The following is a 15362-nucleotide window of genomic DNA, read 5'->3' as shown; positions in this document are numbered from 1 at the left end:
GATCGGCTGGCCCGGAGGATTAGGTCCCGCCGTGTTTCGCATAATGACACCGACCCGGGAAGATCGTGTAGCGACGGGGAAGGGGGCGCACCGTCTCGCGGGCCATGCGGCACACCGTCGTCGTGAGTGAACAACCAGGCTGGCTGCGGGACGCTGTTCCGAGTCCGAGAGGCTACTCCCACGTGATGTAGAAGCGCTCGATAGCGTCCATAATCAAGTCGCTGGGATCTTCGCCGCGTTCCTTCATATAGAGCATTTCTTTGATGTGTTCCACTCGCAGGAACACGATGACCTTGCCTTCTTCGCTGTACACGGTGTTTCTTTTGAGGTGTGCGGCGTGGTTGGGCTCCTTTGTCGTTATCATGAGCGCGAGGTTACCCATGGGCTTGGTGAGGTAGCTGCGTGTCTGGTTCACCTCGTCTTTGCCGATCTCCTGGCTGTCATAGTTCTTGTACTCGACCACAATCATCCGTGCGCTGAGTTCCCGCAGAAGGTGTCCCCAGTGGTTCGGTACGCCGTGGTTGCGGTTGGGAAAGATCGCGTCGCGACGGTCGATACCGGAGTAGGACCGAGCCTGGCGGAGCGGATCGGTGAGCGGCGGCACCAGCAGGTGCTGCAGGGCGTCAGTCGCGACGTCCTCGAACTGCTTCCACGCAGAGATGCCACGGGGGACCGCGTTGAGACGGGCGCGCAGGATTGCCTCGGGGCTTGCCATCAGACGTGGGCCCCGCCTCGCCCTGCTTCGCCGCCGAAATGCCGCGCGGTGACATCGGGAAACTGGCGGAGCAGCCGCTTGAGTTGCGGCCCATCCAGTATCTGCAACCGTACTTCGGGCCGACGTCGCAGCTCTGTCAGGAACTCCTGGGCGATCGATGTGAGCTGGGCGTTTGTAACAAACAGGCCACGTGTTTCGCGCGGCTCCCGCGCGAGGAATTCGGCGAGCTGCTGCATTCTCGCGACTGAGACTCGCTGGTGTGCGTACAGTTTCGTCTCCACGAGCCATACTTCGGTCTCCGGCGCCCCGAAGGGGTCGGTGCGCTGGTATGTGCCACGCAAGTCCACGCCTCTGTCCCGCTGCGCAACGGCCTCGAGTCGAAAGCCCAGCGCCTGGAGCAGATCAGCGACTAGGTTCAGAAACCCATAATCGCTCATTGTGGAGAAGTCGGCCCGCGATATCGCCAGGATCTGTTCGGCGAGCGCGCGGACTCCCGCTTCGAGGTCTGTGGCCAGGTCGACCCACCCCCGTTGGCGAACCGTTGACGGGGCTTCCGGCATCGGTGTCGCAATTATCGGGATGAGTTCGACGCCGCGCCGGTCGAGGTCGCGCGAGAGCGCAACCTCGAGCTCGGCGGTGTCCGCTTCGGACGACGCGATTTCCGCGGGTATGAGCACAACAACGACATCGCTCGCCTTCATATCCTGCTCAATCACTGCCGCCCAGTCTCGGCGGCGAGAGGACAGCTCCCAGGTCTCGTTTGTCGTGTGGATACCGGCTCGGGCGAGCATGTCGCTGATGCGCTCCGCCAATGCCCAATCGTCGGAGGTGTAGCTGAGGAACACACTCGCCATGGCCGGTACCGTAGCGGCTGGTCCGCTCGGTGTCGCGATCCTCAGCAGACAGGTGCAGCGCTTCCAGATGATCATCAGATGCGCGACTTGGACGTGCGTTGGTGCTGACGAGCCTCTAGGAGCGATGACCTCGGAGTGCCGGTACACGGTCCAACCCATGCGAAGGCGAGTTGAGCACGGCTGCCCCCGGTCGCTGGATGTCAGGCGTCGTCGCCGAAGACGGTCAAGAACGTCGACTTGAGAGCAGTGCGGCGTGACAGCCGCTCTGACTTGGCGTCAACACTCCACGAGGAGTCGGGCTCGGTGCCCAGCCATGCCGTCGCGAACGCCTCCCGGTCGTCGGTCAAGTCAGTCTTGGCCATCACGGCGAGACGGTGTCGCATCTCGCTGACCAGTTCGCGCGGGTCATACCCCGCTTTGGGATGGGTCGGCAACCAACCGCCGAGGTAGTCTTGCCCCAGTCGATGACGCTGGTCGTACATTCGCCCGCGACCGAGCCAGACGTCGTACCGGCACCGCAAGTAGTCCCGCCGTTCAGGACGCAGAGGCCAAAGCACGCGAGTGCTCCCCTCGATAAGGCTGAGCAGTCGCGCGAAGTCCTCGTCGGCGCCGAACGTAGTGGTCAACAAGATGCGCCGGCCGCTCGTGCAGTGGGCAGCGGGCGAGTGCAGCCACCGGGGGAGTGTCTCGGGATCGACGCGGTCGAAGATGACGTCATCATCGGAGGGAATGTCGGCGACGGGCATCTCCTGGGCGAGAAGTACCGTGCCATCGAGTTCCTCGATCCGGATGGACAAGTGTTCGAGGTCGGACACCAGGACGACCAAGATCGACGCCGCGTCCTCGAGCACCTGCCGCGCCCAGATGGCGCTGACCGACCGGCCGAGGCGGTGCATGGCGTGTTCCCAGCGCTGCTCGGCAGCGGTGTGGTGATCCGGGCAATAGAACCGGCCATCGGACGCCTCCGGGAACGCTTGGCGCGAGGTCCGGGAACAGGTGCTGCAGGTACGTCGCCGCTGTGCGGAGCGCTCGGCCTTCGGCGACGCGGGCATGGCCTGGGCATCAGCGATCGCGTAAAGGTCCTTGCGGCCCGACGCCTGCTTCACGGTCGCGAGCGCAGGCTGCAGCCGCGCGGGAACCAACCTCTGGGATTTCAGCTCGGGGATGGTCGCGAGAACCTCTCGGGGAATGTCCCGGCCCGTGTACCTCGGCGGGTCTGTGACCTCGTGGGGGCCCGGGGTCATCTGCCAGCGGCGGGCGTCGATCGTCAGCACCGCGCCCGGCTTGTGACGGCGGGTCGGCGCGGTGAGACCGATGCGGACCTGATAGGCGTGCGGCTTCGGAGGCGGCAGGATCACGCCCTCGCGCACCTGCGTGTGCCCACCGCCAGTGCGCTCGCAGCGCACACGGACGCCGTAGAGGTTGCCCCACGGCGTGTCGCGCCGCTGTACCTCGGGAAACATCGTCTCCGGCAGCAGGTCCCACTCGGCGCGCAGCACCTCTTCGGCTTCCTGCCGCGTTTCGCCAGCTGAGGCCATACGCTCCTCGACCACGGCGCGGAACGACTTGACCGTGCGCCAGGCGGAGTCGCGGGCCTGGGCACCGCAGGCGCCATTGAGGCGTTCACGCGCCTGCCTGGTGGTGATGTCCTCCAAGAGGCTCAGGAGACCAACCTCGTGCCTGGTCGCCCGGGGAAACTCGGACATGTCTCGCCTGTCTGGACAAGGTCTGCCACACCCCGACCCCGTCACTTCGAGCGTGTGCGGACATGCGGGTGACATCGTGCGCGTGGCCAGGAGACTTGGGCCGATCGTCGCCCGCCGACCAGGTGTGGGCTGGTCGTGGCAGCGGCCGAGCCACCGCGCTGATGGCTCGGAGTAAACAATACACCTCGTGTGCGTTCCTCCCTGAGACTGGGCGTGACGAGCGATCCCCGCTCCCGGTGGCATATCCGAACCGACCCGCTCGCGTGGCTCGCCGACTTATGGCCGAGAATCTCCGCCCACCTGCAAGGCCGGTTACTATGCCGAAAACTGACCGCTGGCACTCTCGGGGTGCGTGCGACCGCTGGCTGGCCCAGCGGCCGGTGGATTCATCAGGTCGGAACTGCTGAGGTCCGCTTTGTGCGCCGTGAGGGTTTTAGAGATGTCTCGAAGTCGTTTGATGAGCAAGGGAGGTATCTCGGCCGGCGTGATGATTCCATGGCGATTGATCAGCTCTTCACGAAGTATTTCCTCGTGATGGCATAAGGTTACGAACGTCGTGTAGAGGTCGGGACCGTTGGTTGCCGAGGTGGGAGCGCTGACGTAAAGGCGGACCAAGTCTTGGTACCCGGTTCGGATGCCGAACCAGTGGCCCAGTGTCGGCGATCTGAGGAAGCGGAATGTCGTGTCTCGAAGGTAGGTGATTGTCAGGCCCTCGCTGGGGATGTCGTAGTTGGTCTTGTTCCCGATGACGAAGATCTTCCAGGGATGTTCCTGGTCGAGCTCGGCCTTGGTCACGACGGGGTGGTTGCCGATCCGGTTGAGCGCTGTGTCAAGGCTCGGGAGCAGCTGGCTGAACGAGGCTGGGAGTGCATGACTTCCACCGCAGGCGCGAGAAACCGGCAGGACGTCTGCTTCGAACAACGCGCGAAGACGTTCCCGTCCACCTAGTCCGCCGTAGTCACCTGTCCCCCACAACGTGTCGAGGCGCGCCCGGACCCCCGTGCGGGCGTCGATACGCGGTGAGCTCTGCACGCACATGGTGTGGCGCGGGAAGTCGCCGTCGCCCACCGATTCCCGGAAGGCCTTCACCGCGGCGGTGAGCACGAACATGTCCATCGCCTCGCGGAGGTCAGCGTCGTCGAGGGCGACCCGCCGGACGTGCGACCTGTCCCGAGATGGGACGAAATTTCCCGACGTCGTCGACGCGGCAGTGTCGAGGTAGTGGAATTCGCGGGTGCCCAGATAACCCTGAGGTCGTGGCAGTGACACGATGAAGTCGCGGGGAAACAGATCTTCGGCGTAGTCGGGATCCACGAAGGCATCCACGATCGGGCTCGTGGCATAGGACACGTATTGCGACCTCGGCAGGATTGCCAACAGCTTCGAGACGAGTGCGCCGACAGTCGTCCTGTTTCTCGTGGATCCACCACCGGACAGATCGGCGTCGGCGTCGGCGTCGATGATCAGCGTGGGAACCTCGTCGAGCGGCATGCGGACTGTCTGTAGATCGTTGACGAGCTTCGTCAACACCGCAGTGTTCTTCTTTACCACCATCAGCCGCGTCGGTGTACTTTGGAGATTGCGTTCATCGTTGAAGGGGGCTTCTGGGAATCGTTTCCAGAATTCCATGGTACCGAGTCGGTCGGCGAGGCGGCGGTAGTCCATTTCCTGGTCGGTCAACCTGATGATGCTCCCTGTGCCCGGCAGGGAAGGCAGTTCCTCGTCGAGGCGTTGCTGCAACTGGTGTCGCAGGACGTTCTGCGGTCCGCTCAGGACGATCACCATCCGGTATCCGGCATCGATGGCCTTGGCGACGAGGCCCGTGATATTCGCGGCCTTCCCGCTCTGCACGTAGCCGAGCACCATGCCTTTCGCCTGGTATGCCTCGCTGGCCGTAGGGTCCGCGAGTCGCTCGACGACCTGATCCGTTGCCGCGTCTGCACTCGTTATCTCCGCAGGCGACCAGCCTTTGGCCGCGAGAAGCTGTGCATAAGCATGCCAGTAGGTGGGTTGTTCCTGCTGGCGAGGCCGGTACCACGGTGCCCACTTGGCATCGTCCGTCACTGTCGCGGGTGGAGGCTCTGTCTTCGCGTGGTGTGCCCGCAGCGACGCACATGCATGCTCAAGCTCCGTTATGCGTTCATTCGCCGAATTCAGCAGCAGTTGCGAGGCCGCCAGTTCCGCCCTCAGCCGCTGATCCTCTATGGACTGGAGTTCTCGTTCTGCCTGTCGCGGTTTGAGCTGCCGATCCGGTTGGCCGTGCGGCGGGACTTGCCGGTACTCGTCCAGTATCGCCAGCGTCTGTTCGAGTCGGCGTTGGGTCATGCGCTGTTCCTCGGCCACTGCCTGCATTTCCAGTTCAGCGGCGCGAGCCCGCGCCTTTGCCTGGGTCGCTTCCCGTTTCAGGCGTTTGGTGTGCCCCCAGCCGCCAGGTTGTGCGTCTTGAGCGGCGCGATAAAGGTCTTTCAAACGCGCGGTGTCGCCAGGGTTTAATGGTCCATGGCGTTGCGTGACTTCATGCATCAGGTCATCGACGAAGTCCTCAGGCGGCAAGTTCGAGGCGTTCAGGTACCGAGTGACGGAGCTTGGAGATCGGCCCTGCTTACCGGCGTATCCGCGCACAGAGATCTCCAGACGATCGAACTGCGCACGTAGCGCCGTAGCGAGCGCTCGCCGAGCGAGAGGGGCGTCTTCACACACCGGCCCAAGGTGACTGAGTCCATCATGCACACCACAGTGATAGTCGCCCGTACCCGCTTCGCGCAGCTGTTGCACGGGATTTCGCAACGCGTTGCACTCGACGCACCACCACCCTCGCCCCTGATCCTGGGCAAATATCTCCGGTGGAAGGAGCGCAGTGCATCCAGTCGACCCCTCCTTGCAACCTCCCGTACCGGCGGGTAAAGCACGCAGGCGACGAGTACTCAGACGGCTCGGGAACGTCATGATTCTTGCCCTGGCCAAAGGAATGGCTACTGCGGCAGGCGGTGCCCTGGTAACCGCCATCATCTGGTGGTTAGGTCATCGTTAACGTGCCTCAACGCCGCGTGTGACCGATCCGGGGCCGCCGCCTCTCAGTGCCGAGTAAGGGTGGCAGAGAGGAAACCAATATGTTGTGTTGGGCACGATAGCCGGCCGGAAGGCCAGGAGCCGTACGTGTGTGGCGGGAGGTCCGCTCGGTTTCGACGCGTGTAGCGGTCGCATCGGGCGTGTTCAGAAGTGGGTGCGGGTTACGGCGCCGAGGAGCAGTTCGTGTTCGGTGTTGGTCGGCAGGTTGTCGTCGGGATTCCAGCTGTGGGCGGTGGTGATCCCGGGTGGGAGCAACTCGGTCCCGCGGAGCCAGATGTCGAGGGTGGCGCGGGTGCGGGGAATGAGCTGTCTGGTGGTGGCCTGGTATTTCGTAGTGGCTCCACGTACCTGCTCACGTACGACTGGGGTGGCCGTTTCGTCGGTGAGGTGGGAGATCGCCAGGTAGCTACCGGGGGGAAGTACGGTGCGGTAAGCACTGATGATGGCGGCGGGGTCGTCGGCGTCGGGGATGAAATGCAGAATGGCGATCATCAGCAACGCGATCGGCCGGGTGAAGTCGAGTGCGGCGCGGACGGCGGGGTTGTCGATGATGTCGGCCGGTCGGCGTAGGTCAGCGTCGATGACGATCGCGTGAGGGTCATGGCGTAGGAGCAGGTTGCTTTGCGCGACGGCGACGGGGTCGTTGTCCACGTAGACGACGCGCGCGTCGGGGTGTAGTGCTCGGGCGACGTCGTGGGTGTTGCCGACGGTGGGGATGCCGGAGCCGACGTCGATGAATTGGTGTACGCCGCGGTCGATGAGGTGGGCGACGACGCGGCGGAGAAAGTTACGGCTGTCCCGTGCGATGGTCTTGGCGGCGGGGAAGATCCGCAGGATCTGCTCGGCGAAGTCTCGGTCGATGGGGGTGTTGTAAGAGCCGCCGAGCAACCAGTCGCACACCCGGGAGACGCTGGGTCTTTCGATGTCGACGAGGCGGTCGTCGGGGGTGTCGGGCTGCGAGGGCTCGTCCGGCACGGTTCCTCCATCTCCGAGGAATCAGGCTAACAATCGCCTGCCCCGGACGGCATCCACCGCTCAGGCGGTCACCATCCCCGAGCGGTCATCCCCTCGTTTGCCGTAGCGCATGCGCGTCGGCAGGCTGCGCTGTCTCCTGCGGGCGCGACATCTCGTGGTGATCTTCATCCGAATGGGTAGCTTCGGGCTCTTTTGGGGGATGCGGCGTCGGAATCTGGGGTTTTTACCGAGTAACTGGTGTCGGCGTTGCTATTGCCCCGGTTGCGCCATTCATGTCCCCACCGAGAGTAAGAAAGGCTACTCCTAATGTCGTTGAACTGGCCGCCGCTTCTTGCGGCGGTGTCCGTTGTGCTGGCCTCGGTGCGGTTCGGGCCCACGGCGGTGCGCGCGGGCCGTTGCTGTGCTGCGGCGTTGCTGCAGTGGTGGGTTGTTGCCGTGGGCTGTCAAGCGGCGAGTCGTCTGGCGCGCTCGTCCACGTCGGGGATCGTCGCGGTGACGGCGCCTGGGACCCGCGCCGATGCTCCTGGTGTGGTGCTGGCTGTGGTGGTCGGACCGCCCGACAGGGCGCAGGGTATCGAGTGAGCGATGCGGCTCAACCTCCGGTGCGGCACCCGTGGACGGAGCAGGATTATGAGGAGCTCACGGCGATTTTCAACGCCGAACGCGTGCGATTGACCAACTTCGTTCGCCAGATCGCCCCCTCAGTCGATCACGACAACGTGGTGGGGGCGGCGATGCTGGCGCTGTTCCTGCAGTGGAACACCATCGAGGGGAAGAAGGTGAAATGGCTGTACAAGGTCGCGCGGAACAAGGCGGTGGACGCCTTGCGAGACCGGGATTTCGGGCACGAGCCGGTGGATGAGTGCGCGGAGCTGGTGAACGTGGCGCACCTGGTCTGGGCGCCGCCGAGGCCGGGGGAGACGTTGTTGTTTCTCGAGGCCGTTGGTGAGCTTCCCCGCCGCCTCGGACTGCCGCTGACCCTGTTCCAGAAGGGCTGGACGCACGCCGAGATAGCCGAATACATGGGCCTGAGTGTCGAGACGATCAAGACGTATCTCAGCAAGGCACGCAACCACCTCATCGCCAAGCTCCGCGCGGCTCACCACGAGGACGATACGAGCGAAGGGACATCACGATGACACCGCCGGCGTCCACCCCGATCGGCCCCGAGGACCCCGCCAGCCAGGACGCTGCGACCGCGGCCGCGGACGCGCTACTGGCCTGGATCCGGACCGTCCGCGACACCAGCAGCCCCACCATCGCCGACCCGCAGATCGAGCGCGCCGTGGAAGCCGCAGCCGAGGCAGGCACACCGCCGTGGCTGGCGCCCACGGCCGAGGAGGCACTCGAGTTCGGCCGCCGCTGGCACCGTGCTCTCGCGTCCCGCACGTTCCTGCAGATCCACCACAAGTTCGCCGAGCACCTGTTCGGCCGGTGGACCGCGATCCTGCTCGCGCACCTGGGCGCCCCGGTCAGCGATCCCGAGCTGCTGTTCGAGTCCGCCGGGCCCTACCCGGTGCCGGCGCAGGTCGGGCACGAACTCGCGTATGTGCAGAAACTGACCGCCGACACCCTGGGCGTGTGCGTGAGCATGCTCTCGGACCTGGCCCACGAATACGTCCCGGACACCGCACGCCGCGTCAAGGCCCGGGTGATCGGGGAGTTCGCCGGCGGCTTCGCCGCCGGACTGCAGGAACGGGTCCGCGACGAACAAGCGGTGCTCACCACCGCGTTCCTGCACCTGGGAAACCCGGCCAGCGACCGCGACACCGCAGGACCGGCCCACCGGTTCCGGGCGGCGGTCGCCGACACCGTCACCGCGGTGCTGGCCCTCGACGAGTTCGGCATGATCATCGAAGCCAACGCCACCGCGCAGACCCTGCTCGGCCGTACCCGTGCCCAGCTGCGCGCCCTGACTCTGCCCGAGCTGGCCCGCTGCGCCGAGGACGCCGACCAGATCCGCCGCGCCCTGCACACCCTGCGCCGCACCACCGCCAAGTCACCCACCTCCGGGCAGGTGCACACCGAGTTCCGGGTTCAACACCCGCACCACCAGAACCCCCGCTGGGTCACCGCCGCCCTCGGCCACGTCGGCGACGGCCAGCGCGGCATCAGCGCGGTCCTGGAGGACATCACCTTCCTGCGCGGCCTGGAACACAGCATCGACATCGAACCCACGACCGGGCTGCTGACCGAACCCGCGTTCGCCGCCCAGACCCGCCGCATCCTCGCCGACAGCCCCGGCAACGCCGCGCTGCTGACCATCCGGCTGGCCGGGTGGGCCAGCCTGGACCACGTTCTGCCCCACGACATGCGCGCCCGGCTGCTCGCCCAGCTGCACACCCGCATCCGCGCCGCCCACGACCCCGCTCGGCACCGCCAGCTCGCCGGCCGCAGCGGTGACGACGTCCTCGTCCTGCTCTACGAACTCACCGATTGGTCCACCGTGATCCGTCTGGTCAAACAACTCGCCGACTGGCTCCGTGACCCCGTCCGGCTCGACGCCCACCAGATCCGGCTGCAACCCCGCATCGGCATCGCCGAGGCCCGCCCCGAGCACACCCTCGATGACCTGCTGCGCCGCACCCGCCGAGCCCTGCACCACACCGCCGACACCCGCGACCCGTGGATCCACGCCGACACCACCGACGACCACGACGACCACCACGCCCTCGAACTGCTCGCCGAACTGGCCACCGCCGTCGACACCGGACGCCTCCGCCTGGACTACCAACCCATCCACACCACCGACGGCACCCTCGCCGGTGTCCGCCCGCTGCCCTACTGGATCCGCGACGGCGCCCGCCGCAACCTCGAACAGGTCGTGACCCTGGCCGATCAGACCGGGCTGCTGGCCACCGTCCTCCCACACACCCTCACCCTCGCCGCCCGCGACGCCGCGACCTGGGCCCGCGACGGGCGCACGCCGACCGTTCAGCTGCTGCTGCCCGGGCACACCGTGCACGACGAGCCCCTGCTCGACAGCCTGACCGCCACCGTCGCCACCACCGGGCTGCGGCCCGGGCAGCTACAGCTCGCCATCCCCGCGCACACCCTGACCGGAAACCCAGCCATCCTGCGCCGACTGGCCGAACTGCCCTCCACCCATGCCGGAATCGAGCTGGCGCTGACTGGCGTCCTGGACGACCACCTGCCCATCCAGGCCTTTACCACTGTCCCGTGGACCACCATCGCCCTCCCCGCCGGCACTGTCACCGCGCTGACCACCACTCCCGCCGGAGAAACACCGCTGCGTGCCGCATTGGACACCATCCACGCCTTCGGCGCCCGCGCCCTAACCGACAGCACATTCCCCATACGAGAGAACCTGGGATTCGACCTCTACCTTGCCTCCACCGCTACCGCAGCCACCGCGATCAGCTGATAGCCGAGAGCCCGCAGTATTGCGGGCCCTCGGCTATCTTGGGGTGTACTGACGTCGTCGGTGCCAGACCTCTGCCAGTCCAGCTCGACGGTGTACGTCGTCGATGAACGGATCCACGAAGCAGGCCTCGTACAGGGGGCGGCCGACCCTGTTCGGGACTGTGAATGAGCCTTATAGCATTGATGGACTTGAGCCCGGCCCCCGACCTAGCCAGATCAATCGGAACTCAGTGCGATGCGTTGCCCCGCAATAGTTTTCGAGTATCCGGACAGGAACTCAGTACATGGCAACACGGTCTCCCGCATCCGCCTCGCCCCACCGGGGAAGACGGGCACTCTGCGACGAATTCACGCCGACGAGACCTTGTCTCATCTTTAGTCATTCCTGGACAGAATACCCCCGCTGAACGGGTTCGTATTAGGCGGGCACCAAACCTGAGAAGTATAGGGAATGGATGTCCAGGCCGGCGGTTCACGATAAATCTCTTCACCGGTGAGCAATGACTTGCACAATACCGTCGCTTTGTAATGTCCCGTGCCAGAATTACATGCCGCCTTCCAGTCTCCTCCGGCCTGCCAGTCTCTGCAATGCTCAGGCCACAAAGCGGATGCAGGCGAGGCGGCGCTGATCGGGGCGGTCAAGAATGAGCATGTCGCCAACATTCCCGCTATTGCAAGTAGGCTTCTAATCTTTGGTCTCATCTCCGCCTTATCCTTCCATAATTTGATCTTTGTGTGACCCTGGTGATATGGTGGCCACTTAGTGAAGCTTGGCGATTTAACCTTTTTAACCTGATTTGGTCAATCGGCCTTAAGGCTTATGCCGCCAGACTGTGATCTTTCGGTTCCTTGACAATAGGCATATGAGGGCCTTCTGTTGCGATCCCAGTTTCCGTATCGGTATGTAATAACGCCTTCGGCGCTTCTGCAGATGGCAATAGCTTGATAGGAACCTCCGTTGTCTTGTGCGCACATGGCGGCCACTGCGTACCCAAGGAGTTCCCAGTGGCAATCGGTCGGCCACCCCAGAGGCTGCACACCCTTGACGCCGTTCACACTGCTGGGAGTTTCGTGGCTAGAGGGTTCGATTGAAGAACCGTGGCTCGCGGCAGCCGCTGTGGTGGTAACCCCCGCTAAGGGGGCTGTTACTGCGATCGCCGTAGCGATCGCAGTAACAGCAAACCTGCTGGCCAGCTTCTGTACCGTCATCATCTGATCCCTTCGTTCACCTCATGGAGCAGCGCGCGGACTCGTGACCGATATGGCATTTGTTCTCCTTTGGTTTCATTTTCGAAGAATCCGTGGGGTATCCGTTCTCCCGCCGTCGTGGGGCTGACAGCTTCGCGGTGCCTGCTGGTATCGACTGGTGATGAGCGTGACCGAAGAAGCGGGCAATACGTCAGTGCCAGGCGACCCCGACATCGTGCTGAATACTGACTATGTGGTTTTGGAGAACTTGTCGGAGATCACCGGAGCTGCGATACCCAAGGTAGCGACGAACCACGGCATTGGATTGGAAAAAGGTAAGATCGTCGGGCCCGCGACCTCGTCGGCAAAGCAAGTCCCCGATCGCAGACTGCCATCGGTGAGTGGCGCGAGATCGGCCACCACCCCGACGCGATCGACGCGGCCAGCACCTGCGCCGTCCTGATGCAGACTCGGCCGTGCTGGGTCGACCACGGCCCGGTCGGCGCTCGGCGTTGAAGGCGGCCGCCGTCGGCGACATAGACGGACTCGGGGGCCAACAGTTCGATGAGCGCCGCCATACCCCCCGCGTCGGCGGCCGCCTTGAGAGTGATCTTCATCGTTCGGCCGCGTTCTCAGCGAATGCGGCCAGCTGACCCGTGACCGTGCCCCAGCCGTCGGCGAAGCCGAGTTTTTCGTGCAGGGCACGGGCTTCCGGGTCGCCGTGGCGGACGACGATCCGGTAGTCCGTGCCGTCCGGGTGCTCGCGGAACGTGATCGTGGCGGTCATCGCGACCGGGGCGGGGTTGGCCGGACGCCACGAGCTGTCGACCGCGTTGGTGAACACGATCCGCTCAAGTTCGTCGACGGCGAGGAAGCATGCATCCAGGTGCGGGACGAACTCGGCCCCGTCGTCGCTCATCCGCGTCACGAACGCCCCACCGGGCCAGGTCTCGAGGCGGTCCACCCGGCAGCGTGTCGGCGCCGGGATCCACCACTGTGCGAGCCGGGCCGGGTCGGTCCACGCGTTCCACACGGTCACGCGCGGAGCTCGGATGATCCGCTCCAGGCCGAGGTCGAAATCGGGGTTCACGGTTTGTTCTCCTCCGGGGCAGTGGCGAACTGTTCGAGGCGGTCAGTGCGCTCATCCCAGATGCGGCGCTGCTCGGCGAGCCAGTCGTCGACGAGGGCGAGCCGCTCGCGGCTGAGCACGCAGGTACGCACCCGGCCGGACTTGACCGTGCGGATGAGCCCGGCCGATTCGAGCGTCCGCACATGCTTCATGAACGAGGGGAGGGTCATCGGGAACTCGCGCGCGAGGTCGCCGACACTCGTCGGCCCGCGCCCGAGGCGCCGCACGACGGCGCGCCGGGTCGGGTCGGCGAGCGCGACGAACACGCCATCCAGCTGCGCCGAATACTGTGCCATACGGCTAAGTATTGCTTACCGCTGATACTGAGCGCAAGGGCTAAGTATTGGTCGACGCCGGTAAGATGGACCTTCCTGGACGCGGTAACCGAGCGGATCGCCGCCGCGGCATCCGCTGCCGAACCACACCCATCACCGTAGAACCCGGTTACCATCCACAACCTGAGCTGGGCAAAACCAGCCTGACATCAGCTAGGTGCCTTGCGCCCCAACGGATTTCAACTTCTCAGACAGGCGGCTAGTGATGTAGTGGCTCGATCAATTGGGTCCGAGCGTGACTGTTCCAAGATCCAACTAGCTGTTCAGCGGATTCCGTCGGCAGCCGTGCGTGGCGCGGGGGGCCACACACCGACGTCGTCACGACCGCACGGTCGCTCCAAGTGCTAAACAGCGTGGGCGTGGGCCGTCCCCCGCTCCCGTTCCTGGCGTCCAGCTGTTCCGGTCTCCAAGCGGTGGGGTGGAGCGGATCGTCACCACTCGACATCAGGATCGCGACCGAGAGTGGTGTCAGCCACTGAGGGTTTGCGTCCCTCAGGCGAGTGAATTACGCCGGCCGATGCCGGCGTGGCGGCGCGTTCCGGCAACACGCCGCGCGGCATCCGGCTGTGCTACCCGGGTGAGCCGCATGCACGGAGGTGTTCCGGCGGTGCTACCCGTGGTGTGCGCGCACCATGGATTCTCGGGTGCATCACTCGTATGGAGGGTGCGCTCCGGGCTTCGGCGAGCCGTGGGACCGGTGCCCGTGGGGCGCATACCAGAGCTTCGGGTTCCCGCACAGTCGGGCAGGATGCCGGGCCATGGAAGTTCGCGGCAAACACGCATCGTCGGCGGCGGACGTCGACCGTGCAGACGACGAGCCAACACCGATTTACCACGCGATCACCTCCGCGCTGCACGCCGGCCCAGCCACGACGGCCAGTAGCAGCGACGCGCCGGCAGAGGACCAGGACACCGACCATGAACCTGTCCAGGGCGCGGGAACACCATGACCTGAACGTTTTCACCGTAGCGAGTTTGCTTGTGCTAGATCATGGCTGCTGTTCTCCTTCGAGTTGCGCGAAAACGATGATGTTGTCGCGGTAGGAACCCGCGGTCCGGTCGTAGGAGCCGCCGCAGGTGATCAGACGCAGTTCCGGGCCGGCGGTGCGGCCGTAGACCTCCTTGGTGGGGAAGTGGTCTTTGGGGGCGCGGACGCTTCGGCGCACCGCGAAGGTGAGGACGGAGCCGTCCGCGCGTTCGACGGTGACGCGGTCGCCCGGCGCGAGTTCGTGCAGCCGGTAGAAGATGCCGGGTTGGGTCGCGCCGTCGATGTGACCGACGATCACCGCGGGCCCGGTCTGGCCGGGCGCCGGTCCCGGCTCGTACCAGCCGGCCTGCATCGGGGTGGCCACCGACGGGGTTTGCATGTGCTGGTTCGCGTCAAGACCGAGCTTGATCAGCGACGAGCGGGCGTCGAGCTTGGGGATGTGCACCGCGATCGGGGTCACTCGGACGGTGGGGTTGTTGACCGCGACGACCGGCCGGGTCGGCGGCACGGGCTGGGGAGATGACGGTGAGGCCGGAGCGGCGTGCGTCATGCCAGGCGCGGCGGTTGTCGCGGCTGGTGATGGCATCATGTCGGCGGTCAGGCTGATTACCAGCCCGAAGGCCGCCGCGGCGGCCACGGCCGCGGTGATAGCGCCGAACGCGGGACGTGGCGTGAGGCCCGACCAGTGTTTGTCCCGGCGCAGCTGCCGGCCGGCGTCGTAGAGCGTCTCCCAGCCGGCCGCGCCGATGATGATGAGGGACGCGCTCACCACGGCAAAGCCGGTGTTGCCCGGCAGGATGGTGACGGCCGACAGCATCCATGCCAGGCCGACCAGCGCGAGCAAGGCGAGCCGGGTCTGGATTCGGCCGAACCCTGCCGTGGCCTTCGCTCCCGATGCGTGCTCGCGGCCCGATTCGTTGGCGGTGCCGCGCACTACGACGTCCTTGACCACAGACATGACCTGCTCCAGTGGCCGGAGGGGGAGGGGTGGTGTGGTGTGGCCGGGGCAGGGCCACACC

General features: G+C 65.3%; 11 protein-coding genes. 3 read left to right on the top strand and 8 right to left on the bottom strand.

Going from position 1 to position 15362, the window contains the following annotated elements; genetic code table 11:
• Window positions 1-172: 172 nt before the first annotated feature.
• From ACFWX1_RS29175 to ACFWX1_RS29155, 5 genes are all read right to left on the bottom strand, one after another.
• Window positions 173-715, bottom strand: coding sequence for a hypothetical protein (locus ACFWX1_RS29175; RefSeq protein WP_378392667.1), 543 nt, complete (start codon window positions 713-715; stop codon window positions 173-175).
• Window positions 715-1569 (bottom strand): TIR domain-containing protein, encoded by an 855-nt coding sequence (locus ACFWX1_RS29170; RefSeq protein WP_378392665.1) that lies wholly within the window; start codon window positions 1567-1569, stop codon window positions 715-717. Before ACFWX1_RS29170 ends, ACFWX1_RS29175 begins: the two co-directional genes overlap by 1 nt.
• Window positions 1570-1769: 200 nt before the next feature.
• Window positions 1770-3224: a hypothetical protein gene (locus ACFWX1_RS29165; RefSeq protein ID WP_378392663.1), complete on the bottom strand. Its 1455-nt coding sequence runs from the start codon at window positions 3222-3224 to the stop codon at window positions 1770-1772.
• Window positions 3225-3590: 366 nt separating this feature from the next.
• Window positions 3591-5897 carry a Z1 domain-containing protein gene (locus ACFWX1_RS29160; RefSeq protein ID WP_378392661.1) on the bottom strand — a complete coding sequence of 769 codons (2307 nt, stop codon included), beginning with the start codon at window positions 5895-5897 and terminating at the stop codon, window positions 3591-3593.
• A gap of 591 nt (window positions 5898-6488) precedes the next feature.
• Window positions 6489-7319 carry an SAM-dependent methyltransferase gene (locus ACFWX1_RS29155; RefSeq protein ID WP_378392659.1) on the bottom strand — a complete coding sequence of 277 codons (831 nt, stop codon included), beginning with the start codon at window positions 7317-7319 and terminating at the stop codon, window positions 6489-6491.
• 578 nt (window positions 7320-7897) lie between these two features.
• Here ACFWX1_RS29155 and ACFWX1_RS29150 point away from each other — a divergent pair.
• The 3 genes from ACFWX1_RS29150 to ACFWX1_RS29140 all read left to right on the top strand — a co-directional run bounded on the left by ACFWX1_RS29150 (window position 7898) and on the right by ACFWX1_RS29140 (window position 12354).
• Window positions 7898-8458, top strand: coding sequence for an RNA polymerase sigma factor (locus tag ACFWX1_RS29150; protein ID WP_378392657.1), 561 nt, complete (start codon window positions 7898-7900; stop codon window positions 8456-8458).
• Window positions 8455-10704 carry an EAL domain-containing protein gene (locus tag ACFWX1_RS29145; protein WP_378392655.1) on the top strand — a complete coding sequence of 750 codons (2250 nt, stop codon included), beginning with the start codon at window positions 8455-8457 and terminating at the stop codon, window positions 10702-10704. The genes ACFWX1_RS29150 and ACFWX1_RS29145 overlap by 4 nt, the downstream gene beginning before the upstream one ends.
• A 1368-nt stretch (window positions 10705-12072) precedes the next feature.
• Window positions 12073-12354 (top strand): hypothetical protein, encoded by a 282-nt coding sequence (locus tag ACFWX1_RS29140; RefSeq protein WP_378392653.1) that lies wholly within the window; start codon window positions 12073-12075, stop codon window positions 12352-12354.
• Window positions 12355-12504: 150 nt separating this feature from the next.
• Here ACFWX1_RS29140 and ACFWX1_RS29135 read toward each other — a convergent pair whose 3' ends face one another.
• The 3 genes from ACFWX1_RS29135 to ACFWX1_RS29125 all read right to left on the bottom strand — a co-directional run bounded on the left by ACFWX1_RS29135 (window position 12505) and on the right by ACFWX1_RS29125 (window position 15301).
• Entirely contained in the window at window positions 12505-12981 is a 477-nt protein-coding gene (locus ACFWX1_RS29135; RefSeq protein WP_378392651.1) for an SRPBCC domain-containing protein, read from the bottom strand.
• Window positions 12978-13316: an ArsR/SmtB family transcription factor gene (locus ACFWX1_RS29130; RefSeq protein ID WP_378392649.1), complete on the bottom strand. Its 339-nt coding sequence runs from the start codon at window positions 13314-13316 to the stop codon at window positions 12978-12980. The genes ACFWX1_RS29135 and ACFWX1_RS29130 overlap by 4 nt, the downstream gene beginning before the upstream one ends.
• A 1028-nt stretch (window positions 13317-14344) precedes the next feature.
• Complete coding sequence (locus ACFWX1_RS29125) at window positions 14345-15301, bottom strand: class F sortase (RefSeq protein WP_378392647.1); 957 nt, start codon at window positions 15299-15301, stop codon at window positions 14345-14347.
• Window positions 15302-15362: the final 61 nt, after the last annotated feature.

The sequence above is a fragment of the Amycolatopsis sp. NPDC059021 genome (genome assembly GCF_042739895.1).
GTDB lineage: Bacteria > Actinomycetota > Actinomycetes > Mycobacteriales > Pseudonocardiaceae > Amycolatopsis.
Note: the sequence above shows the minus strand (reverse complement) of the source record. Positions and strands in the feature narration are given on the sequence as shown.